Below are 23280 nucleotides of genomic sequence, written 5' to 3'. Positions count from 1 at the left end.
GACGGCGCCCGACCGGGAGGCCAGGGCATGACCCGATACGCACAGCCGAACACCGACGGCGCGGTCGTCTCGTACGAGTCCCGCTACGACCACTGGATCGGCGGCGCGTACGTACCGCCCGCGCGGGGCCTGTACTTCGAGAACCCGAGCCCGGTGGACGGGCGGCCGTTCACCGAGATCGCGCGGGGCACGGAGGAGGACGTCGAGAAGGCGCTCGACGCGGCGCACGCGGCGGCACCGGCCTGGGGCCGCACCTCCCCGGCGGAACGGGCCGGGATCCTGCTGAGGATCGCGGACCGGATGGAGGCGAACCTGGAGCGGCTCGCCGTCGCCGAGACCTGGGACAACGGCAAGCCGGTCCGCGAGACGCTGGCGGCCGACATCCCCCTGGCGATCGACCACTTCCGCTACTTCGCGGGGGCGGTCCGCGCGCAGGAGGGCTCGATCGGCGAGATCGACGACGACACGGTGGCGTACCACTTCCATGAACCGCTGGGCGTGGTCGCACAGATCATCCCGTGGAACTTCCCCCTCCTGATGGCGACCTGGAAGCTGGCGCCCGCGCTCGCGGCGGGCAACGCGGTGGTCCTCAAGCCGGCCGAGCAGACCCCCGCCTCGATCCACGTCTGGCTGAGCCTGGTCGCGGACCTGCTGCCGCCGGGTGTGCTGAACGTGGTCAACGGCTTCGGCGTGGAGGCGGGCAAGCCGCTGGCGTCCAGCCCGCGCGTCGCGAAGATCGCGTTCACGGGCGAGACCACGACGGGGCGGCTGATCATGCAGTACGCATCGGAGAACATCAAGCCGGTCACCCTGGAGCTGGGCGGCAAGTCGCCCAACCTCTTCTTCGACGACATCTCCTCGGCCGACGACGACCTGCGCGACAAGGCGCTGGAGGGCTTCACGATGTTCGCCCTCAACCAGGGCGAGGTGTGCACCTGCCCGTCGCGGGCCCTGATCCAGCGCGGCCACTACGGCGAGTTCCTGGACGCGGGCATCGCGCGCACCGAGGCGATCGTGGCGGGCCACCCGCTGGACACGGACACGATGATCGGCGCGCAGGCGTCCAACGACCAGCTCCAGAAGATCCTCTCCTACCTCGACATCGGCCGGCAGGAGGGCGCCAAGATCCTGACGGGTGGTGAGCGCATCGACCACGGAGGCGACCTGGCGGGCGGCTACTACGTCCAGCCGACCGTCTTCGAGGGCGACAACCGGATGCGCGTCTTCCAGGAGGAGATCTTCGGCCCGGTCGTCGCGGTGACCTCCTTCACCGACTTCGACGACGCGATCACCACGGCCAACGACACCCTGTACGGCCTCGGCGCGGGCGTCTGGACCCGCGACGGCAGCACGGCCTACCGCGCGGGCCGCGCGATCCAGGCGGGCCGCGTCTGGACCAACTGCTACCACGCGTACCCGGCGCACGCGGCGTTCGGGGGGTACAAGCAGTCGGGGATCGGGCGCGAGACGCACAAGATGATGCTGGACCACTACCAGCAGACGAAGAATCTGCTGGTGAGCTACTCGCCGAAGAAGCTCGGCTTCTTCTAGGGGGCGACCCGGGGGCCGGATCTGCGGCCGGATCTGCGGTCGGATCAGCGGTCGGATCAGCGAGGTCCGATCGACGGGGCCGGGGCGGCGGCCGGTCGGGGGCTCGATGGCGCAGGGCCGTTCGCCGCCGGGCCGGTCAGCCGCCGCCCGGCGGGCCGGGCGGGGCGGCAGGGACGGCCGGGCGGGCGTTCAGGCGGGCGAGGCGGCGGGCGGCGGGTTCCGCGGTGGCGCCGTGGACGACGACGCTGAGCAGGACCGTCGCCATCGCTGCCTTCACGACGAGATTCGCGTCGCCCGGGGCCAGTTCGAGGTAGGCGAGGACGGCGAAGACGACCGAGGTGACGCCGCGGGGGCCGAACCAGCCGATGGTGAGCCGTTCCGGGAGGCTGAACGGTGTGCCGATGAGCGCGAGCACCACCGGTAGGAACCGGGCGACGAGGAGGACCATGGCCGCGTAGAGGAGGATCTCGGGGGTGATCCCGTCGGCGAAGGCCTCGGTGGCCAGCGAGCCGAAGGCGTACCAGGCCGCGAAGGCCATCAGATGGCTGGTGTCGTGGACCAGTTCGAGGGATGCGTGGCCGGTGACGGAGACGCTGTTCGCGTACCAGAGCCCGGCGACGAAGGCCGCGACGAAGCCGTTGCCGCCGATCAGCACGGAGACCGCGTAGGTCACGAAGGGCACCGCCAGTGCGGCCAGTCGCAGGCTCGCGGGCCGGGCCCACCCGGACTCCAGGGCCGCGCTCACCAGACGCGAGGCCGTCCAGCCGAGGACCGTACCGGCCAGCACCGCGTACAGGGCGCCCTCGCCGGCGTTGAGGAGGAGGTCGGCGAAGGTGTCGCCCTCCGCCGAGACGACGTTGGCGACGCAGAAGACGAAGAGGGGCGAGATCAGGCCGTCGTTGAAGCCGCCCTCGATGTTGAGCGCGGCCCGTACCCGCAGCGGCACCCGGCCGTCGCGCAGAAACGCCATGATCGGGGCGAGGTCCATGGGCATGACGACGAGGGCCGTGACGGCGAGCAGCCACCAGCCCGTGCCGGGAAAGACCAGGGCCCCGGCGAGGACGGCGAGGCCGACGGAAGCGGGGAGGGCGAGCCCCAGCAGCCGCCCCTCCCCCACCGGTTCACGGACGCGCGCGTACTCCCGCGCCTCGGTGGCGTCGGTGAACAGCATGACCGCCAGCACCAGTTCGATGCTCCGCTGGAAGGTGTGGGTGTCCATGTCCAGTGGCACCACGGGGTCGTCCCCGCCACTGAGGACGATCCCGGCCACGGCGAAGGTGATCGGCGCGGTGATGCTCCACCGGGCCAGCCGGTCCGAGACGACGGCCCACAGGAACAGCAGGGACAGCAGCACGAGGAGGGCGATCACGGCGACTCGCAGGAGCGGACGGCGGGAGACGGGCGGCGGGCGACGGACGGGACGAGCAGCGGACGGCGGGGGCGGGCGAGGGAGCGGCCTCATCCTCGCAGGCACGGGTGGCGTCCGGCGCCGGGACACCCCGGGGCCGGGCCGGTGTATGCCGGTCGGCGGCGGTCCGTCAGCGGATGTCGTGGCCGGGGTGTTCGGCGTCGTAGGCCCGTCGGGCGTCGGCGATGGCGTCCCGGTGGGTGAGGGACCAGTCGGCGAGGGCCTTGACGAGGTGGGTGAGGCTCGCGCCGGTGGCGGTGAGGCGGTAGTCGACCTGGGCGGGGACGGTCGGGTAGACGGTCCGGGTCACCAGGCCGTCGCGTTCCAGCCGCCGCACGGTGAGGGTGAGCATGCGCTGGGAGATCCCGTCCACGGCACGCTGGATCTCGCGGAACCGGCGTGGCCCGCCGGCCAGTTCCACGACCACCAGGACCGACCACTTGTCCCCGACGCGGTCGAGGACGTCGCGGATACCGCAGTCGGGGTGGTCCGGCTGCCCGCACGGCTCCAACTCGGCGGCCGCCGTGGTCACACCGGTGTGCCTCACTGACACGGAACTGCCTCCTTGTGGGTCTCTGGTCACCGTTCCACGATCTCATCGGCGGTTACCGAAGAGAACCACCGAAGAGAACCACCGAGGAGTCCCCTGATGATCATGGTTACCGGAGCGAGCGGGCAGTTGGCGTCGTTGGTGCTCGGCGCGTTGGCGTCCCGGGGCGTGCCCGCGATCGGCGGCAGCCGCTCCGCCGGGGACGGCCTGCGGCGGCTGGACTTCGACGATCCCGGCACCCTGGATCTGGTGGGCGTCACCACCCTGGTCCTGGTCTCGGCAGGGTACGCGGAGGACGACCGGGTCGTGGCCCGGCACCGGGCCGTGGTCGAGGCCGCCGTGCGGGACGGCGTGGGCCACCTCGTCTACACGAGTGTGACCGGCGCCGGGGACCACCTCGGGTTCGCGCTCGCCCACCGGGCCACCGAGCGGCTGGTCCGCGCGAGCGGCCTGGGGTGGACCGTGCTGCGCAACGGGCTGTACGCCGAACTCTTCGGCGCGCTGCTCAGCGGGGCGCCGGACGGGGTCGAGTCGCCGTTCGGGGCGGGTGCGCTGGCGGCGGTCGTCCGGCGGGACCTGGCCGAGGCGGCGGCGATCGTCGCGGCCGCGCCGGACGCCCACGCCGGACGGACCCATGAGCTCGTCGGCACGCCGATCACGGCGGAGGATGTGGCCGCGCGGCTCGGTGTGCCGCACCGCACGATCGGGCTGGGTGCGTACCGGTCGCGGCTGCTCGCCGACACCGGGCTGCTGCCGTTCCAGCCCCCGATGCTGGCCTCCCTCGCCAGCGGGGTGCGCCACGGGTTCCTCGGCGGGACCGACCCCGCCCTCGCGGAGCTGCTGGGCAGGCCGCTGTCGGACCCGCTCGCTGTGGCGGCGGAGGTGGCGGCGCGGAGCGGTGTGGCGGCGGGTGCGGCTGCGGCTGCGGCTGCGGGGAGCTGAGCGGGCCGGGTGGGTTGGGGGCCGGCCGGAGCGCAGGTGCGTGGTGCGTCCCGGCCGGCTCTCGTCAGCCCCGCAGGGCCACGGCCGCGTGGTGGCCGGGCGGGACGGTGACGTCGGAGAGCAGCCAGCCCGGCGGCCCCGTGGGGATCGGCCCGGAGCCGACGTAGTCCGCGGACGGGTCGGCGCCCAGGCCGACGCCGAGCCCCTTCAGATACGCCTCCTTCCGGGTCCAGATCCGGGCGAACGCGGCAGGGCGGCGGCCCGGCGGCAGCGCGGCGAGTTCCGCCGCCTCCGCCGGGTGGAGGACCTCGGCCGCCTCCGCGACCGTGTGCTGCGGCGGTTCGCGTTCGATGTCCACGCCGACGGGGACGGCCGCGAGGGCGATCAGGCTCAGCCCCTCACAGTGGGAGAGCGAGAAGTGCAGCCGCCCGTCCGGCAGCACCGGCCGCCCGTGCGGCTCGCCGCAGCAGGGGCACGGTGCCCGCCCCATCGGCACGTTGCGCGGGGCGGTGCCCAGATGGGCGCCGAGCAGCCGGCGCAGCCCCACATGGGCGCAGAGGTAGGTGGCCCGGTCGATGGGCCGCCGGAACTCCTCGCTGCGCGTCAGCTCGGCCGCGTCCAGGACCAGGGACGCGTACCGGAACACGCTGTCCCGGTGGGTGTCCGTCTCCACCAGCCACAGGTGCGGGCGCGGCGGACGGACGGGGGGCAGCCCCGGCAGCGGGGCCGGGAGGAGTGGGAGGGGCTCGGGGAGGAGGGGCCCGGCGGACAGGTGAACGTCCGGTGGCGAACCGGCTCGTGGGATGTCGGGCGTGGGTGGGACGACCAGCGGAATCATGGCTGCCTCATACGGTCGTGGCGGTGGGCTCCGGTGCGGTGCGGGTCCGGTCCCCGGCCGGCCGGTCGGTGGCGGTGGGTGTGTCGTGGGTGGTGGCCGTTGCCGCGTCGGTGGCAGGTGAGTCGGGAGCGGCGGGGGCTGTTGAGTCGGGGGCGCCGGCCGCCGGGGCCTCGTGGGCGGGGCGGCCGCGCAGGGCGATGGCCGCGGCGACCGGGGAGAGCATCGCCAGTCCCGCGCAGAGCAGCCAGGTGCCGGTCACCCCGAGCTGCAGCGAGACCGGGGTGAAGACCGCGAGCGACAGGGGCGCCGCTCCGATGCCGGAGAGGGCGAAGGTCGACATGGCCGCGCCCATCCGGCCCTCGGGGACGGCTTGTTGGTACGCGGTGACCAGAGCGGGCCCGTTCAGACCGGAGAGGAGTCCGACGGCGGCGCCGGCGGCGGCGAGGAGGCCGGGCGAGGGGACGAGGGCCATCGCGCCCATGCCGGCCGCGAGGCCCGCCCCGGTGACCACCAGCTTGACGCGCGCCGGAATGCGGTGGGACAGGGCGGCGCCCAGCGCGGCCGAGGCGAGCGCCCCGGCGCTGAACGCGGCCAGGACCAGGGCGACCGCGCCGATGCCCCAGCCCTCCTCGGAGGCGCGCAGGGGCAGGGCGATCTCGGCCGGCCAGAGGAAGGCCAGGTCCATGGCGAAGCAGGCGACGAACATCCACCGCAGTCGCGGGTGCGCGGCCAGCAGCCGGAAGCCGTCGCCCGAGCGCCGGACGAGGGAGGGTCCCTGGGGGGACCGTTCCGGCCGGGGCATGCCGTGGGTGACATGGGCGGCGCAGGCCAGCCAGAGGGCGCAGCCCACGGCGGCGGCGGTCATGGCGGCGGGCAGTCCGCCGACGACCACGAGCCAGGCGCCCAGGGGTGAGCCCGCGATGGGTGCCAGGCGCAGGGTCATGGAGAACAGGGAGTTGGCGCGGCCGAGTTGGTCCTGCGGCGCGAGCCGGGGCAGGAGGACGCCGGAGGCGGGCCCGGTGAGGCCGAGCAGGACGCCGTCGACGAGGGCGATGACGACGAGGGGCCAGAGGGTCTCGGTGGTGACGGTGACCAGCGCCCCGGCCACCAGGACGGCGACGCGGACACTGGTCGCGCGCAGCAGCACGGCACGCGGGCCGAGCACATCGGTGAGCGCGCCGCCGAAGAGGAGGAGCAGGGCACGGGGGACAGTGGCGGCAAGGGTCACGAAGGTGACGGCGCCTCGGCCGCCCAGCTCCACCGCCGTCCAGCTCATGGCGATCAGCAGCGCGAAGCTGCCCGCCTGGACGGCGGCCTGGCCGAAGACGAGGCTGCTGACGCGGGGCCAGTCGACGGCGGACGCGGGGCCGCCCGGGGTGCGGGCGGCGGGTGACGATCCCATGGATTCGGCTTTCTGTGCGCGGTGGCGGGGTGCGGGACGCGGGGCATCGGGTGGGGCGGAGTCCGAACTCGGCTTCCTCAGGCAGTCGTTCGCAGCCGGACGCGGATGTCGCCGGTCCCGCCCCGGAGGGTGGCGGCTACGGCGAGGGCCACCGCGCGGTCGGCGGCCCTGCGCACGGCCCGGTCGGCGGCCCGGTCGGCGGCGCGGCTTCGGGTGCGTTCGGCGGTACGGGGCAGGGGCCGGTGGTGGGCTGGGGGACGGGCCGAAGGCCCGGGCGTACGCAGTTCGACGCGGCCGCCGAGGTAGGCCCGGCCCGCCTCGGCGAGGGCGCGCTGCGCCGTGCGGCGGGCCGAGGCGGCCAGCTCGCCTTCCGCCCGGCCGTCGCCGTCGCCGCCGTCGCCGCCGTGGGCGGTGACGGCGATGCCGGGAGTCTCCCGTACGGAGAACCGGGCGTGGACCGTGCGGCGGCCGCGCGTGCGGGTCCGGGTGCCGGCGGCGGCCGGCCGCCGCCGGTGGCGCGGGCTCACGGGGTGCCCCCGGCCGGCCGGGGCCCGGCCCCCACGGCACCGGCGGCACCGGGGCCGCCGGTGCCGCCGGTGCCGCTGCCGGGCGCGGTGCCGGGCCCGTGCGCGGCCCCGGGGCCGTGTGCGGTGCCATGCGCGTGCGCGGTGCCATGTGCGTGCGCGGTGCCATGCGCGTGCGCCGCACCGGGGTCGTGTACGGGCTGGGGGGCCGGGGCCGCAGGACCGGGGTGGGCGTCGGGCCACCACAGGTCATCCGGGGCGAGAGCGCCCACCGTGTACTTGCCCAACGCGCTGACCAGCAGGCGCAGTTCCAGGGCGAGGGCCTCGGCCAGGCGTTCGAGTCCGTGTTCCGGGTCCTCGTCGACGGCGAGCAGTGCGGCGCGCCCCAGGCCGACCGCACGGGCCCCCAGCGCGAGGGCGCGCACGGCGCGTCCGCCTTCCCAGACACCGCCGGAGGCCAGGAGGCAGCCGTCCGGCCGGCCGATGCGGCGCAGGCACTCGGCGAGGGGCAGGCCGACGTGGTCGAGGAAGACCCCGGGGGCCCAGCCGCTGCCGCCCTCGGCGCCGTCGACGGTGACGGCGTCCGCCCCGGCGGCCCAGGCGGTGCGGGCGGCCCGGTCGATGTCCCGGCCGGGGTGGAACTTCACCCAGGTCCGGGCCTTGGGGAAGTTGTTGCGCATGAACCGGAGCTGCTGCCGCAGGATCTCGTCGGTGAAGGTGCCGGGCGTGGCACAGCGCAGCCGGTGCCCGTCGTCCGGGCCGAAGACCTCCCGGACGGTGAAGCGCCCGGCGAGCCGTTCCCCCTCGGCGCGGTCGACGACGGTCATGCCGCCGAGCCCGGGTTTGGCGCCCTGACCGGTCTTCAGCTCGAAGGCGAGCCGGCCGGTCTCCAGCAGCGGCCGGAAGGCGGGGTCGCTGTAGAGGAGGTTCCACACCTCGGAGTCGGCGTCCTCGGTGGACTGCTGGACGACGATGCCGCCGGCACCGTCGGGCACCGCGTCGAGATACGCCTCGACCCGGGCGCGCAGGGCGGAGCGCAGCACGTCGCCGGCCCGGCGGTAGCCGTGGACGGGGACCATGTTCTCGCCGATGACCATCGGGATGCCGAGGCGGGCGGCCTGCCGGCTCGCGTGGACCGCGAGGTCGCCGCTGCCCGCGCGGGTGGAGCCGAAGGCGGAGAGGTAGAGCGGCAGCCGGGCGGTGAACCCGCCTACGGCCGTGCCCAGTTCGACGTCGGTGAACTCGGGTTCACGGGCGAGGTCGATGAGCTTTTCGAGGCGTTCGGGCATGAAGACGGGCGGCACGATCCGGGCCCGGTCCAGCGCGTCGCCCGCGACGCCCGCCCCGGGGGCCGTGGACGGGCCGAGGAGGTGGGTGCCGTAGGCGGCCGGGGCGGGGAAGACCTCGGCGGTGCCACGCCGGGCGCGTGCGCGGATCGCCGCCTCGGGGAGGCCGGGAGCGGCAAGGGCGGCGGGGTTGCCGGTGGGCGCGGTCACGGGGCCACCACCCCGGGGAGCTTCGGGTAGGCGCTGACCTGCCAGAGGGCGTCGAGGCCGGTGAGGAAGCGGACCAGGCGCTGGAGTCCCATGCCGAAGCCGGCGCTGGCGGGGATGCCGTCGCGGGCCTCCTTGAGGTACCAGGCGTACTTGGCGGGGTTCTCGCCGCTCTCCCGCATCCGGGTGACGAGGGTGGCGTAGTCGGCCTCGCGTTCGCTGCCGGAGACGAGTTCGCCGAAGCCGTGCGGGGCGATCAGGTCGAAGTTGCGCAGGACGCCCGGCCGTTCGGGGTCCTCGCGGTCGTAGAAGCCGCGGGAGCCCTTGGGGTAGTCGTTGAGGAAGAACGGCCGGTCGGTCTCCAGGGAGAGCAGCCGTTCGCCGGCCCAGTCGATCTCCCCGTCCGGGTTCTGCGGGTGGCCGGCGGCCAGCAGGCGGTCGACGGCCTCCTGGTGGGTGTGGACGTCGTACTTTCCGGCCCGGACGTCGGCGAAGTCGGCCTCCGCTCGGCCGAGTTCGGTGAGGATGCCGGGGACGGCCGTCCAGACGTGCTCGCTGACGTGGGTGAGCAGCCCGGCGGCGATCTCCTGGGCGTCCTCGCGGCTCGCGTCGGCGATCTCCACGTCGATCTGGTGGAACTCCACGAGGTGGCGGCCGGTGCCGGCGGTCTCCTCGGGCTCCACGCGGACGTTGGGGGCGATGTAGAAGAGCCGGGGGAAGCCCCGCAGGGAGGCCTGCTTGTAGAGGATGGCACTGGTCATGAGCTTGTACGGGTGCCCGTAGTAGTCGACGTCGAGGGCCTTGGCGCCGCGTCCGCCGGGATCGGTGACGGGGCCGACGAGCGGCGGCAGCAGCTCGGTGAAGCCCTCGCCGCGCAGATAGGCGCGGGCGGCGAGCAGAGCCTCCTGCTGGACGAGCATGGCGGCGCGCAGCCGGGATGAGCGCAGGTGTTCGCCCAGCGGGGGGACGGCGGCGGCCGGCGCGCCGGCGGGGAGGGGCTGGTCCATGACGGGGGCTCCTGTTCGGGTTCCGGGCGGTGCAGGTGTCGGTACGGGCGGTACGGGTGTCGGTGCGGGCGGGTGTCGGTGCGGGCGGGGCGGGCGGTCCGGCCGGCGCGCGTCCGTGCGGCCGTCGGGCTGGTGCGTCTCGTGATGCGGGTGCGCGGGTCAGACGGTGAGCGGGGTGGCGGGTGGCCGGTCGTGGCCGTCGTCGCGGTCCTGGTGGCGCGGGTCGTCGTAGCGGCCCGCGACGTGGTGCAGGGCGGCGAGAAGGCCGTCCGAGGTGAGCGGGGCCGCGCCGGCCGCGGTGTCGGCGCGGATCGGCATGGCGCCGGTGCGGGCCCAGCGCAGCCGCCCGGCCGGGTCGATGAAGCCCAGGGAGCGGCCCGCATTGTCGGGGTGGAGGCAGAACGGCACGTCCAGCAGCCCCCGCCGGAAGGCGGTGGTCAGGGCGCGGGGCAGGTCGGGGTGAAGGCCGAGGACGGTCTCGATCAGGGTCCGCGCCTCCTGGTACACCTCGCCGTCACCGTCCGCGCCGTCGTCCTCGTGGCACGGTGCCTGGGCGAGGGCGGCGGCCGCGGCGGCGGTCTCCAGGGCGCGGACGTTCTCCCCGACGCCGGGAATCCGGTGCGCCTCGGCGGGGGTCTTGACGATGAGCCGGCCCGCGCCGGAGCGCACGGCCAGCCGGGCGGACGCCTCCAGAAGGCGGATGGCGCCCTGTTCGGTGCGAGGGTAGACGCCCATGTAGGTGTAGAGGACGACATGCCGGTCCACGTCGGCGGGCAGGAACTCGGCGGCGAGCCGGTGCAGGGCGCGCAGGGCCTCCTCGTCCTGGGCCGGGTCGGTCTGCTGGGCGTAGCTGAGGGAGACGCTGCGCAGGCCGAAGCGGACGAAGAACAGGCACTCCAGGAGACTGGTGGCGACCAGCAGGCCCGGGGGGCAGAGCTGGCCGAGGAGGCAGCCGCCGAAGCTCTCCAGGTGGGGGACGGCTCCGGGCCGCGCACCGTCGGCGAGCAGTTCGCAGGCGCGGACCCAGGCGTCCACGGACTCCCGCAGGGGCGTGCGCCCGTACGGCAGGCAGTAGGAGACGGGCCCGCCCTCGGTGGCGTCGAGTCCGGCGGCGGTCAGCGCCCGGACGATGGCCGCCGGGCGGGCGGAACCGTGCCGGACCTGGACGGGGAAGTCCGGGCCGGCCAGCCCGTGCAGGACGGCCCGGGTGGTGTCCGGGGAGTGGGCGGCGATCGGGTAGCCGTTGAGGCCGGTGCCGCCCTCGGCGACGGCGGCACGGGCGCCGGCGAGGTCGCCGACGCGGGTGTAGCTGTCGACGGTCAGAGTGCCGGCGGTGTGGGCGGTGGCCGCCTTCGTCCGCGCGAGTCCGGACCGCATCCGGCCGGGGTCGCCGAAGCCCATGCGGGGCTGGACGACGAGACGGCCGGCGGCCGTCGCGGCGGCGACGAAACCGCCGAAGGAGGCGCGGGCGGGTGCATGGGCGGTCAAGCCGGCACCTCCCGGTGCGCGCGGGCGGCGAGGAAGCGGCGCAGGGCGTCCAGGTCCTCGCCGAGGACGGCGTCGCAGCCGGCCTCGGTCAGCCGGGCCACGTCGGCCTCCTGGCGGTGGCCGGCGACGCCGAGCTTGCCCCCGAGGACCACGGGAAGGCCGGCGAGCGCGGGTTCCGCGCGCAGCCGGCGGACGGCGTGGAGGCCGTCGCGGTAGCCGTGGCCGTTGACGCTGCTGAGCACCACCGCGTCGGGCCTGTGCCGCAGACAGCCGGCGGTCAGCAGCTCGGCGTCCACGCACGGGCCGAGCCCGACGACCTCGTATCCCTGTTCCTCAAGGAAGAGACGGAGGTACACGAGATTCCAGGTGTGGGAATCCGATGCGGTTCCGCTCAGGAGAATCTTCATACCGGAAGAGTAGTTTTCCGGGGAATGCGCGAGGGGAAGTCGAAGCGGCAGGAACGACCGGCACTTTACCCATCGGAATCACCCGCACCGGGAAAGCGGAAAGGGCGCCGTGCCCCGCTTGGGTGCGGGGCACGGCGCCCTGGGCGATTCCTCTTGGCGAAGGGTCAGGCGTACTGGGCGACGAGGCTCCGGGGGCGGATGTCGGTCCAGTTGGCGGTGATGTACTCCAGGGCCTGGTCCCTCTCCCCCGGCCCCCAGACGCCGGTCCAGCCTGCCGGGACGTCCGCGAAGGCGGGCCACAGGGAGTGCTGGCCCTCGTCGTTCACGACGACATGGAAAACACCCTCGGCATTGTCGAACGGGTTGACGGAATCGCTCATGACTGGGTCCTCATTTCCTTCTTCTCGACCGCGGAGAGTTTCTCCGCGACGATTCTTCCGATGTTTTCGAGAGGTTCCGGTTCGGCCATCCGGAGATGGTCGCAGTCCAGGGTGTGGTTCTCGACGGTCCCCTCGGCGAAGGGAATCCAGGTGGCCGCGAGGGCGCCTTCGGGCTCCCCGGGGCGGCGGGCGGTGAAGAACAGGACGTCGGTGTCGGCGACGCCCGGCACATGGCGGGCCATCAGGGCCGCGTGGGTCTCCGAGGCGCGCAGCACGGCCCGCAGCTCCGAGGCGGAGAAGCCGGCCAGGACGGGGTCCTCGCGGCGGACGCGTTCCATCGCGGCGGCGAGGTCCCCGGCGGGGTCGGGTGCCGCGGCCGGGTCCGGGGCCGCGGCCCCGGAGTCCGGGCCGGCGGGCCGCGCTTGCGGTGGCAGGACGGAGACGCTGCCGGGCCCGGTCCGGTGCACGTCCATCAGGGCCAGGAGTTCGACTCGCTCGCCCGCCTCCCGCAGGCGCACCGCCATGGTGTGCGCGACGAGGCCGCCGAAGGACCAGCCGAGCAGCCGGTAGGGGCCCCAGGGCTGGACCTCCCGGACGCGTTCCAGATAGGCGTCGGCCATCTCCTCGACGCTGCGCGGACGGTGGCCGGGATCGCTCAGGGCGCGGGCCTGGAGGGCGTACAGCGGCTGCTCGTCGCCGAGGTGCCGGGCGAGCCCCGCGTACGCCCAGCCGACGCCGGTGCCGGGGTGGACGCAGAACAGCGGGCGGCGGGCGCCCCGGGTGCTCAGCGGCAGCAGCACCCCGAGGGCGGCGGCGGTGCCGTCGTCGGCCGGGCCGAGGAGTCCGGCCGGGGTGGGCGCGCGGAACAGGTCGCGGACGGTGCGCTCCACGCCCAGGACCCGGCGGATGCGGTTGACCAGGCGCACTCCGAGGAGCGAATGGCCGCCCAGGGTGAAGAAGTTGTCGTCGATACCGACCCTGGTGACGCCCAGAACCTCGGCGAACAGGCCGCACAGCACCTCCTCGCGGGCGTTGCGGGGCGCCCGCCCGCCGGAGGCGGCGGCGGGCCGGACGGGGGCGGGCAGCGCGGCCCGGTCCGGCTTGCCGTTGGCGGTCAGCGGCAGGGCGTCGAGGACGACGACCGCGGAGGGCACCAGGTGCTCCGGGAGCACGGCCCGCGCCTCGGCGACGAGTTCGGCCCCGGTGACCGCGTCGTCCGCGCGGGGGACGACATAGGCGACGAGGGCCTTCTCGCCCGGCCGGTCCTCGCGGACCACGGCGAGCGCCTGGCCGACCGCCGGGTGCGCGGCGAGGGCCCGCTCGACCTCGCCGGGTTCGATGCGGACGCCGCGCAGCTTCACCTGGCCGTCCGCGCGGCCCAGGAAGCGCAGTTCACCCGCCGGGGTCCACAGGACGCGGTCGCCGGTGCGGTACATCCGGCTGCCGTCCGCCTCGAAGGGGTCGGGGACGAAGCGTTCGGCCGTCAGGTCCGGCCGTCCGGTGTACCCCCGGGCGAGGTGCGATCCGGCGATGTACAGCTCCCCCGGCACACCGGGCGGGACGGGCCGCAGGGCCGCGTCGAGGACGTGGCTGCGGGTGTTGTCCATGGGCCGGCCGAGGTGGAGACCCGCGCCGCGCAGGGTGCGCTCGCCGGTGGTGAACCACTGGTTGTGGGAGGCGAAGGTGGTCTCGGTGGGCCCGTAGGAGTGGACCAGGACGGTGTCCGGGCAGTGGGCGAGGACGCGGGCGACGGCGGCCGGGGCGGCGACGTCGCCCCCGGTCCACACCTCGCGCAGCAGGCGGAGGGTGTCCAGGCCCTCGTCGGCCATCACATGGAAGAGGCCGACGGTGAAGTAGGCGCAGGTGACGCCGTGTTCGCGGACGGCGCGGCCGGTTTCGGCGAGGTCGGTGCCGTCGCCGCGCATCAGCACGAGGCTCCCGCCGTTCAGCAGCGGCACCCAGATCTCGAAGACGGAGGCGTCGAAGCCGGTGGCCGAGTGGACCAGCATCCGGTGCGGCCCGCCCCGGGTCACGTCGCCGTCGGCGGCGAGTTCGACGACGTTGCGATGGGTCACGCCGACGCCCTTGGGGCGGCCGGTCGAGCCGGAGGTGAACATCACGTACATCAGGTCGTCGCCGTCGGCGGCACTCTGCGCGGCGGTTGTCTGCGGGCGGCCCGTCTCCGGGGTGTCCACCAGGCAGAGCGCGGCTCCGGGCAGGGACGCGGCGCGGCCGGTCTCGGTGGCGACCAGCGCCGCTCCGGCGTCCTCCAGCATCAGCCGGATCCGGGCTTCGGGCAGCCGCGGGTCGAGCGGCAGATAGGCCGCCCCGCACTTGAGGACGGCGAGGGCGGTGACCACGAGGGGCACCCCGCGCTCCAGCAGGACGCCGACCGTGTCGCCGCGCCGCACTCCGGCGGTGCGCAGGCGGGCGGCCAGGGTCTCGGCGCGGGTGTCGAGTTCCCGGTAGGGGACGGTCTCCTCGTCGGTGATCAGCGCGGGCGCGTCGGGGGTGCGGGCGGCCCGGCGGGCGATCAGCTCCGGCACGGTGCCCGTGCCGGGGACGACGGTCGCGGTGTCGTTGTAGTCGCCGGTGAGGCGGAACCGGTCGGCGTCGGTGAGCAGGGGCACGTCCGAGACGCGCAGCCGGGGGTCGGCGGCGACGGCGCGCAGGGTGCGTTCCAGGTGGGCGGCGATCAGGGCGGCGGTCGGGGCGTCGAACAGGTCGGTGGCGTACTCGAGTCCGCCGGCGAGTCCCGCGGGCCCGCCACGGGGGTCGCGCCGCTCGGTGAGGGCGAAGGTCAGGTCGAACTTGGTGGTGACGGTGTCCAGGAGCGCGGGGGCGTCCTCGCGGAAGAGACTCCGTGCCGTGTCCGCGCCGGGAACGCCGCGGGCGTAGTCGTGGTGGAGCTGGACGACGATCTGGGCGAGCGGGTGGTGGGCGGTGGTGCGGACGGGGTTGAGGTGTTCCACGAGGCGGTCGAAGGGCAGTTCCTGATGGGCGTAGGCGGCCAGGTCGGTCCGCCGGACCCGGTCGAGGAGTTCGGTGAAGGCGGGGTCGCCGGAGGTGTCGGTGCGCAGCACGAGGGTGTTGACGAAGAAGCCGACCAGTCCGGTGAGGTGGTCGTCGTCGCGTCCGGCGGTCATGGTGGCGAGCGGCAGGTCGGTGCCGGCGCCGTGCCGGGTGAGGACGGTGGCGAGGGCGGCCTGGAGGACCATGAAGAGGGTGGCGCCGTGGTCCCGGGCGAGGGCCTCCAGGGCCCGGTGGGTGGCGGCGTCGACGGTGACGGGGGCGTGTCCGCCGCGGTGGCTCGCCTCGGCGGGGCGCGGGCGGGCGGCGGGGAGGTCGAGGACGGCGGGGGCGCCGGCCAGGGTCTGCGCCCAGAACTCCCGGTGCGTCGCGGCGTCGGGGCCGTCGGCGAGCCGGTGCTGCCAGAGGGTGTAGTCCGCGTACTGGAGGGGCAGCGGCTCCCGTTCGGGCTTCCGGCCCGCGGCGCGGGCGCGGTAGGCGGTGGCGAGGTCACCGAGGAGGGGACCGGTGGACCAGCCGTCGGCGGCGATGTGGTGGACCAGCAGGACCAGGATCTGGCCGCTGCCGTCGTCGGGGGTGAGGAGGGTGGCCCGCAGCGGGATCTCCCCGGCGAGGTCGAAGACGTGTCCGGCGGCCTCGGCGGCGGCCGCGGGGAGTCCGGCGGCGGGGAGGGTCCGGACGTCGAGGACGGGGCGGGCGGCGGGCAGGATCTCCTGGTGGGGTTCGCCGTCGACGGCCCGGTAGCGGGTGCGCAGCACCTCGTGCCGGTCGCAGAGGTCGGCGAGCGCCAGGGCCAGCGCCTCCGCGTCGAGGGGTTCGGCGGGGCGCAGGACGAGGGGGATGTTGTAGGAGGCGCTGGGGCCTTCGAGGGTGTCGATGAACCAGAGCCGGCGCTGGGCATAGGAGAGAGGTACGCGCTCGGGCCGCTCGGCGTGGGGGACGGGCCGGGGCCGGGCGGCGGCGCCCGGGGCGCCGGTGTCGGGGGCGGGGCTGTCCGGGTGCGCGGGTGCGGAGGCGGCGATGCGGCGGGCGAGGGCGTCGGGGGTGGGGGCGAGCAGCAGGTCGCGGACCTGGATGCCGGCGCCGAGGCGGGCCCGGACGCGGTTGGCGAGGCGGACGCCGCTCATGGAGTGGCCGCCGATGGTGAAGAAGCCCTCGTGGGGGCCGACCCGGTCAAGGCCGAGGACCTCGGCGAACATCGCGCAGAGGGTGTCGACGTGCTCGGCGGGTGGCTCGGTGGCGGTATGCGCGGCGGCTGCCTCGGCCGCGGCCGCTCCGGCGGCCTCCGCGGCGGCGAGGGCGCGGCGTTCGTCCAGGGCGCGGCGCTCGGCGGCGGGGACGAGCAGTTCGTCGCGGACCGGATCGCCGGTGCCCTCGGCGGCGAGGCGCAGGGCGCGTTCCAGGGCGGCGAGCAGGACCCTGGGGCCGTCCGCGTCGAACACGTCCCGGGCGTACTCCAGGGCGAGGCGCAGACCGGCGGGGGTGCCGTCGGCGTCGCGGAGTTCGGTGCAGGCGGCGGTCAGGTCGAACTTGGTGGTGGTGGGGCCGTCGCCGGCGAAGGTGCCGGGGATGCCGCCGAAGCGGAAGGCGCCCTCCTCGTGGGTGGCGGTGCGCAGGGTGAGCATCACCTGGAACAGGGGGTGGACGCCGGGTGTGCGGGGCGGGTTGAGGTGTTCGACCAGCAGGTCGAAGGGGACGCGCTGGTGGGCGAAGGCGGCGAGGTCGCTCTCCCGGACGCGGTCCAGCAGTTCACCGAAGGGGAGGTCGCCGGAGGTGTCGGCGGGCAGGACGAGGGTGTTGACGAAGAAGCCGACCAGGGCGTCGAGGGCCTCGTCGTCGCGTCCGGCGACGGGGGTGCCGAGGGCGACGCGCTCCCCCGCCCCGGCCGCGCGCAGTGCCAGGGCCAGGGCGGTCTGGAGGACCATGAGCAGGCTGGCGTCGTGCTCCTCGGCGAGACGGACCAGGCGGGCGTGGAGGGCCGGTTCGAGGCCGGTCTCCACCGTGCCGCCGTCGTGGGTGCGGACGGCGGGCCGGGGCCGGTCGAAGGGCAGATCGGTGGCGTCGGGGAGGCCGGCGAGGGCGGTGCGCCAGTGGTCGAGGCCCTGGACGGTGAGGGAGCCGGGGTCGGCGGGGTCGCCGAGGAGGTCGTGCTGCCAGAGGGTGTAGTCGGCGTACTGGACGGGCAGCGGCTCCCACGCGGGGACGTGGCCCCGGGCGCGGGCCCGGTAGGCGTCGGCGAGGTCGGTCATCAGGGGGGTGAGGGACCAGCCGTCGCCCGCGACATGGTGGAGCAGCACGGCGAGGGTGGCGCCGGGGCCGTCGTCGGGGTGGAACAGGGCCACCCGGAGCGGGAGTTCGCGGGAGAGGTCGAAGGTCCCGGCGGTGAACCGGGCGACCTGCGCGGCGAGTTCGCCGGCCGGGCACTCGACGGTGCGCAGCCGGACCGCGCCGGGGGCGAGGACGTGCTGGTAGGGCTCGTCGTCGGGGGCGAGGAACACGGTGCGCAGGACCTCGTGCCGTCCGACGAGGTCGGTGACGGCGGCGGCGAGGGCGGCCCGGTCGGGGGCCTGCTCCAGGTGGAGGACGATGGGCATGTTGTAGGCGGCGGAGGGACCGTCGAGCTGGTTGACCAGCCACAGCCGCCGCTGGGCGTGGGAGAGCGGCACCCGGTCCCCGGCGGGCAGGGGCTCCTCGTGGACGACCGGCAGACGCGGGTCGGCGGTGCGCAGGGCCTTGCGGTTGATCTTGCCGGAGCTGGTGCGGGGCAGGGCGACGACGGTCGCCACGGTGGGCACGGCGGCGGCGGGCATCCGTTCGCGGACCCGGTCGCGCAGTTCCTCGGCGCCGGTGCCGCCGTCGGTGACGACGAAGGCGACGAGCCGCTTGACGCCTTCGGCGTCCTGCTGGGCGACGACGGCGGCCTCGCGGACGGCGGGGTGGCCGGCGAGGACGGAGTCGACGGCGGCGGGGTCGATGCGCTGCCCGCCGATCTTCACCTCGTCGTCGAGGCGGCCGTGGTAGAGGATCTGGCGGTCCTCGCCGATGGTGACCAGGTCGCCGGTGCGGTAGGCGCGTTCGCCGTCGAGGGTGGTGAAGCGGCGGGCGTTCAGCTCGGGCCGGTGGAGGTAGCCGCGGGTCAGTCCGCCGCCGAGCAGCCACAGTTCACCGGCGACGACTGCGGCACGCACCCCCGGGAGGGGGCGGCCGATGGGGACGGGACCGCCGTCGTGGCGGGTGAGGTCGGCGACGGTGGCGACGACCGTGGCCTCGGTCGGGCCGTAGGCGTTGAGCAGCCGGACCCGGTCGCCGACGAGGGTGCGCCACTGGGCGATCCGCTCGGGGAGGGCGGCCTCGCCGTAGACGATCACGGTGCGCAGGCCCTCGGGCAGGCGGACGGAGCCGGTGGTCAGCACATGGACCAGTTCGTGCCAGTAGGCCATGGGCAGATCGAGGAGGGTGACGCCGTGGCGGGCGCAGCCGGTGAGGAGTTCGCCGACGTCGAGCATGTCCTCGGTGCGCAGGACGAGGGTGCCGCCGGCGCCGAGGGTGGTGAAGACCTCCTGGATGCTGGCGTCGAAGTGCAGGGGGCTGAACTGGAGGACCCGGTCCTCGGCGCCGATGCCGTAGGCCGGGGTGGCGCCGGCGATGAAGTGGGCGAGGGAGTCGTGGGCGACGACCACGCCGTTGGGGGTGCCGGTGGAGCCGGAGGTGTAGATGACGTAGGCGGCCCCCTCCCCCGCGCCCGGCCCGTCCAGGACGAGTTCACCGTGCCGGGCGACCTCGGCGGGGGTGGGCGCGTCCGCGCCGCAGGCGTCCTGGAGGATGGCCTCGTTGCGGGCGTCGGGAGCCTGGATGTCGAGGGGCAGGTAGGCGGCGCCGGTGGTCAGGACGGCGAGGAGGCCGACGATCGCGTCGATGCCGCGCGGCCGGTGGAGGGCGACCAGCCGGCCGGGGCCCGCTCCCCGGGCGGCGAGATCCGCGGCCCGCGCCCCGACGGCCTCGGCGAGGGCGGCGTAGCTGAGCCGGTCGTCGCCGTGGACGAGCGCGGTGGCCCCGGGCCGGGTGCGCACCTGGTGGGCGATCAGTTCGAGTACCGGCGGCGCGGGGACGGGCGAGGGCCCGCCGTCGAGCAGGTCGTCCGTTCTGCTGGGGGGCATGCTGAGTTCCTCCGGTGAAGGTCCGAGAGACCGGGGCGAACGGTTCCTCTCGCCTCCGTGACCTCCACGCTAGGGGCGCCCCGCGGGGCTCCGGGGCAGGAGACGCGGCAGCTCCGGGCGGCAGAACTCGCCGTCCGGAGCTGCCGGTCGGGGGTGCGGTGGGGGCGCCGTGGGGGCGCGGGTCCCGCCGGGGCGGGGCGGCTGCGGGTCGGGTCCGGCCCGGCGGCGGGCGTGCCGCCGGCCGGCGCCGGCCGCCCGCGGATCAGCCGCCGTGGCGGGCGCCCGCGCGGGTGCGGCGGCGGAGGGCGGGTGCGGGAACGGGCGGGTTCGGCACGGTGGGCCGGGGCCCGTCTGCCGTGCGCTCGGTCTCGGCCAGGCGGTGGGCGAGGGAGGCGGCGGTCGGGTTGCGGAACAGGTCCCGCAGGGTGAGGTCCTGCCCGAACTCTGCGCGGATCCGGTTGAGGAGCCGGACGGCGAGGAGGGAGTGGCCGCCCGTGCGGAAGAAGTTGTCGTCCGGGCCGACCGGGCGGCCGTCGAGCACCGCGCGGAAGAGGAGCAGCAGGCGTTCCTGCCGGGGGTCGGCGGACGGCGCCTGCGGCGGCTCCTCGGTGCGGGCCCGCTCGCCGGGGGCGGGCGGGCGGCCGGTCACGATCCGCGCCGGGGCCAGGTACTCCGGCAGCCGTTCGGCGGCCCAGCCGCGCAGCTCCGCCTCCGTCTGCGCCGCCCCGGGCGCGCGGGTGATGTACCCGTACAGCCGGTTCTCGTGGACGGTGACGGTCGCTTCGGTGACCGCCGGGTGGGCGAGGAGGACCCCCTCGACGCGGCCGGGCTCGACCGGGTAGCCGCCGGCGGTGAGGGTGGCGACGGGGCGCAGGGAGCCGTCGGCCGCGAGGTAGGCCCGGCGGCCGGTGGCGTGGCGGCCGCCGTCGGGCGTGAGGGTGTGGACCTCGCCGGGGACGCGGACGGGCGCGGGGCGGCCGTGCTCGTCGAGAACGGTCTCCCGGGCGGTTGTGGAGGGTTGGCCGTAGGGCGTCGCCGACACCCGCACCGCCGGGTCGGCGGCGAACGCGTCCAGGGTCGCGACCAGCCGTCGCGCGAGCAGCCGCGCCGTGTCCGCGTCGTAGAGGGCGGTGGCGTACTCCAGGGCGCCCTGCAGTCCGGCCGGTGAGCCGTCGGCGTCGGCCCGCTCGGTGAGCGCGAAGGTGAGGTCGCTCTTGGCGCCGGTGCCGCTGAACGCGACCGGGTCGCCGTCGAAGACGGAAGGGGCGGCGGCCTTCCCCCCGGCGGCGTGCACCTGGAGCATCACCTGCACCAGCGGGGCGTGGGCGGCGGAGCGGTGCGGGCTGAGATGCTCGACGAGCCGGTCGAAGGGCAGGTCCTGGTGGCTGTAGGCCGCGAGCCCGGCCGTCCGGACGCGGCGCACCAGCTCACCGGCCCCGGGGTCGCCGGAGGTGTCGGTGCGCAGCACCAGCGTGTTGACGAAGAAGCCGACGAGCGGGTGGAGGGCGTCGTCCGCACGGCCCGCGACGGTGGTGCCGATCGCCACGTCGGTGCCGGCGCCGTGCCGGGTGAGGAGGGCTGCGAGCGCGGCCTGCACCACCATGAAGAGGGTGGCGCCGTGGGCGCGGGCGCAGCGCAGCAGGCCCCGGTGGGTGTCGGCGCTCACCTCGAAGGCGGTGAGGGCGCCCGCGCCGTCGCTCTCGACGGGCCGGGGCCGGTCGGTGGGCAGGGCGAGCAGCGGCGGCAGGCCGTCGAGCGCGGTCCGCCAGTGCGTCAGCTGCGCCTGGGCGATGCCGTGTTCGCCGTCGAGGAGGTCGTGCTGCCAGAGGGTGTAGTCGGTGTACTGGACGGGCAGCGGCTGCCAGTCGGGGGCCCGGCCCCCGGAACGGGCCCGGTACGCGGTGTCCAGATCGGCGAGAAGGCAGGCGGTGGACCAGCCGTCGCCGGCGATGTGGTGGACCAGCAGGACCAGGGTCTGCCGTCCGTCGCCGCCGGTGATCAGGGAGGCCCGGAACGGGATCTCGGCGGCCAGGTCGAAGACATGTCCGGCCGCCGCGTCGACGGCGGTGCGCAGGGCCTGCGGCTCCTCGGCGCGGACCTGTTCGAGGACGGGCGTGGCGTCCTCGAGGACCTCCTGGTAGGGCTCGCCGTCCGCGGAGCGGTAGACGGTCCGCAGCACCTCGTGCCGTCCGGCGACATCGGCGAGCGCCGCCGCCAGGGTGTCCGGCTCGACGGGCCGGTGCAGCCGGGTCACCACGGGGATGTTGTACGTGGCGCTGGGCCCCTCCAGCCGGTTGAGGAACCACAGGCGGAGCTGGGCGGCGGAGAGCGGGACACGCGCGGGGCGCTCCTCGGCCGGGACGGGGCGCAGGGCGGGCCGGGGCGCGCCGGTGCCCCGCCCGGCGAGGCGGCGCAGCAACTGCCGGGGAGACGGCGCGAGGAACACATCGCGGATCGCGGCTTCCGCGCCCAGCGCGGCCCGGATGCGGTTGGTGAGCTTGCCGGCGAGCAGCGAATGGCCGCCGAGCTTGAAGAAGTTGTCCCCGGCCGCGACCTCCTCCCGGCCCAGTACCTCGGCGAACAGGCCGCGCAGGATCTCCTCCCGGGGGTCGGCCGGGGACGCGGGGGGCGCCGGCTCCTCGGTGGGGGGTGTCGCGCGCCGTTCGGCGGCCTCCGCGAGCGCCCGGTGGCGGCGGTCCAGGGCGTCCCGTTCCGCCCCGGTCAGCAGCTGGACCGCGCTGAGCGGTGTGTCCTCGCCCCGCGCGGCGAAGGCCCCGAGCGAGCGCCGGAAGAGATCGAGGAGCAGGGTGGCCGTTTCCTCGTCGTAGAGATCGGTCGCGTACTGGAGTCCCAGGGTCAGCCCGCCGGGTTCGCCCGCCGGGGCTTGGGTCTCCAGGCAGGAGAAGCTCAGATCGAACTTGGCGGTGGCGAGGTCGGCGTCGTCGAGTCCGGCCGGCAGGTCGCCGAGGGCGAGTTGCTTCTCGTGGCGGGTCCCGGTGCTGACCATGACCTGGAAGAAGGAGTGACGGCCCAGGGAGCGTTCGGGGTTGAGGTCCTCCACCAGCAGGTCGAACGGCAGGTCCTCATGGGCGAACGCGGCGAGGTCGCCGTCCCGGACCCGGTCCAGCAGCTCGGCGAGGGTCGGGTCACCGGAGAGATCGGTGCGCAGGGCGAGGGTGTTCACGAAGAAGCCGACCAGCTCGTGCAGATCCTCCTCGGGCCGTCCCGCCACCGGTGTGCCGACGACCTGGTCCGTGCCCGCGCCGGCCGCCCGCAGCGCGAGCGACAGCGCCGCACGGACGACCATGAAGAAGGTGGCGCGCCGTGCCCGGCCCACGCCGAGGAGAGCCCGGTGGGTGGCCGCGTCCAGCTCCGCCGTCACGACCGCGCCCCGGTGGGCGGGCTCGGCGGGCCGGGGCCGGTCGGCGGGCAGCCGGGTTTCGGCCGGGATGCCGTCCAGCGCCTTCCGCCAGTGGGCGAGTTGTTCGTGTGCGGTGCTGTCGGGATCCTCGGGGTCGCCGAGCATGTCCCGCTGCCAGAGGGCGTAGTCCGCGTACTGGACGGGCAGCGCCTCCCACTCCGGTGCGCCGCCTCCGGCGCGGGAGCGGTAGGCCGCGTCCAGGTCGCGTAGCAGGACGCCGACCGACCAGCCGTCGGTGGCGATGTGGTGGACGGCCAGGACCAGCACCGCCGTCCCGTCGTCCACCGTGAACAGCCGCACCCGCAAAGGCAGTTCACTGGTGATGTCCAGCGGCAGGCGGGCGAAGGCGGTCACCCTCTCGTCCACGTCCCCCGCCCCGCACGCCACCACCTCGAACGACACCCGGGCACCGTCGACGACCCGCTGGTACGGCTCACCGTCCCGCGCGGGGTACACCGTGCGCAGCACCTCGTGCCGTTCCACCACGTCCCGCACCGCCGCCTCCAGGGCCACGGCGTCCGGCAGAGCGTCCAGACGCAGGACCAGCGGAGCGTTGTAGGCCGAGGAGGAACCCTCCAGCCGGTTCAGGAACCACAGCCGACGCTGGGCATAGGACAGGGGGATCACGGTTGCTGCTCCTCGGGGGTTGCGGTGGCGAGTGGGTGGGCGGCCGGTGCGGTCG

General features: G+C 75.3%; 14 protein-coding genes. 2 read left to right on the top strand and 12 right to left on the bottom strand.

Annotated features, from left to right (window positions below; genetic code table 11):
• The first annotated feature begins 27 nt into the window (after positions 1–27).
• Positions 28–1551, top strand: coding sequence for an acetaldehyde dehydrogenase ExaC (gene exaC, locus C593_RS0120875; RefSeq protein WP_018849258.1), 1524 nt, complete (start codon positions 28–30; stop codon positions 1549–1551).
• 136 nt (positions 1552–1687) lie between these two features.
• Here the strand turns inward: exaC and C593_RS0120870 are convergent, their stop codons facing one another.
• Together C593_RS0120870 and C593_RS0120865 are read right to left on the bottom strand one after the other, a co-directional pair.
• Positions 1688–2920 (bottom strand): cation:proton antiporter domain-containing protein, encoded by a 1233-nt coding sequence (locus tag C593_RS0120870; protein WP_018849257.1) that lies wholly within the window; start codon positions 2918–2920, stop codon positions 1688–1690.
• 169 nt (positions 2921–3089) lie between these two features.
• On the bottom strand, positions 3090–3512 hold the full coding sequence (locus C593_RS0120865) for a winged helix-turn-helix transcriptional regulator (protein ID WP_026277907.1): 423 nt from the start codon (positions 3510–3512) through the stop codon (positions 3090–3092).
• 96 nt (positions 3513–3608) lie between these two features.
• Here C593_RS0120865 and C593_RS0120860 point away from each other — a divergent pair, with 96 nt between their 5' ends.
• Complete coding sequence (locus C593_RS0120860; protein ID WP_037746515.1) at positions 3609–4451, top strand: Rossmann-fold NAD(P)-binding domain-containing protein; 843 nt, start codon at positions 3609–3611, stop codon at positions 4449–4451.
• A gap of 64 nt (positions 4452–4515) precedes the next feature.
• On the opposite strand, the gene C593_RS0120855 is transcribed toward C593_RS0120860, so the two are convergent.
• The 10 genes from C593_RS0120855 to C593_RS0120810 all read right to left on the bottom strand — a co-directional run bounded on the left by C593_RS0120855 (position 4516) and on the right by C593_RS0120810 (position 23225).
• On the bottom strand, positions 4516–5289 hold the full coding sequence (locus tag C593_RS0120855) for a 4'-phosphopantetheinyl transferase superfamily protein (protein WP_018849254.1): 774 nt from the start codon (positions 5287–5289) through the stop codon (positions 4516–4518).
• A gap of 7 nt (positions 5290–5296) precedes the next feature.
• On the bottom strand, positions 5297–6691 hold the full coding sequence (locus C593_RS0120850; RefSeq protein ID WP_018849253.1) for an MFS transporter: 1395 nt from the start codon (positions 6689–6691) through the stop codon (positions 5297–5299).
• Positions 6692–6768: 77 nt separating this feature from the next.
• Positions 6769–7218 carry a hypothetical protein gene (locus C593_RS0120845; RefSeq protein WP_018849252.1) on the bottom strand — a complete coding sequence of 150 codons (450 nt, stop codon included), beginning with the start codon at positions 7216–7218 and terminating at the stop codon, positions 6769–6771.
• Complete coding sequence (locus C593_RS0120840) at positions 7215–8711, bottom strand: glutamate synthase-related protein (RefSeq protein WP_018849251.1); 1497 nt, start codon at positions 8709–8711, stop codon at positions 7215–7217. The genes C593_RS0120845 and C593_RS0120840 overlap by 4 nt, the downstream gene beginning before the upstream one ends.
• The gene (locus tag C593_RS0120835; RefSeq protein WP_018849250.1) at positions 8708–9715 is read right to left on the bottom strand and encodes an asparagine synthetase A; all 1008 of its coding nucleotides are present in this window, start codon (positions 9713–9715) and stop codon (positions 8708–8710) included. The genes C593_RS0120840 and C593_RS0120835 overlap by 4 nt, the downstream gene beginning before the upstream one ends.
• 159 nt (positions 9716–9874) lie before the next feature.
• The gene (locus C593_RS0120830; protein WP_018849249.1) at positions 9875–11203 is read right to left on the bottom strand and encodes a hypothetical protein; all 1329 of its coding nucleotides are present in this window, start codon (positions 11201–11203) and stop codon (positions 9875–9877) included.
• Positions 11200–11610, bottom strand: coding sequence for a cobalamin-dependent protein (locus C593_RS0120825; protein ID WP_018849248.1), 411 nt, complete (start codon positions 11608–11610; stop codon positions 11200–11202). The genes C593_RS0120830 and C593_RS0120825 overlap by 4 nt, the downstream gene beginning before the upstream one ends.
• 164 nt (positions 11611–11774) lie before the next feature.
• Positions 11775–11990, bottom strand: a complete 216-nt coding sequence (locus tag C593_RS0120820) for an MbtH family protein (RefSeq protein WP_018849247.1) — start codon at positions 11988–11990, stop codon at positions 11775–11777.
• Positions 11987–19177: a non-ribosomal peptide synthetase gene (locus C593_RS0120815; protein WP_018849246.1), complete on the bottom strand. Its 7191-nt coding sequence runs from the start codon at positions 19175–19177 to the stop codon at positions 11987–11989. The genes C593_RS0120820 and C593_RS0120815 overlap by 4 nt, the downstream gene beginning before the upstream one ends.
• Before the next feature lie 262 nt (positions 19178–19439).
• A complete protein-coding gene (locus C593_RS0120810; RefSeq protein ID WP_020610366.1) occupies positions 19440–23225 on the bottom strand; it encodes a condensation domain-containing protein in 3786 nt (1261 codons plus the stop codon).
• Positions 23226–23280: the final 55 nt, after the last annotated feature.

It is taken from the genome of Streptomyces sp. CNT372 (genome assembly GCF_000377145.1).
Note: the sequence above shows the minus strand (reverse complement) of the source record. Positions and strands in the feature narration are given on the sequence as shown.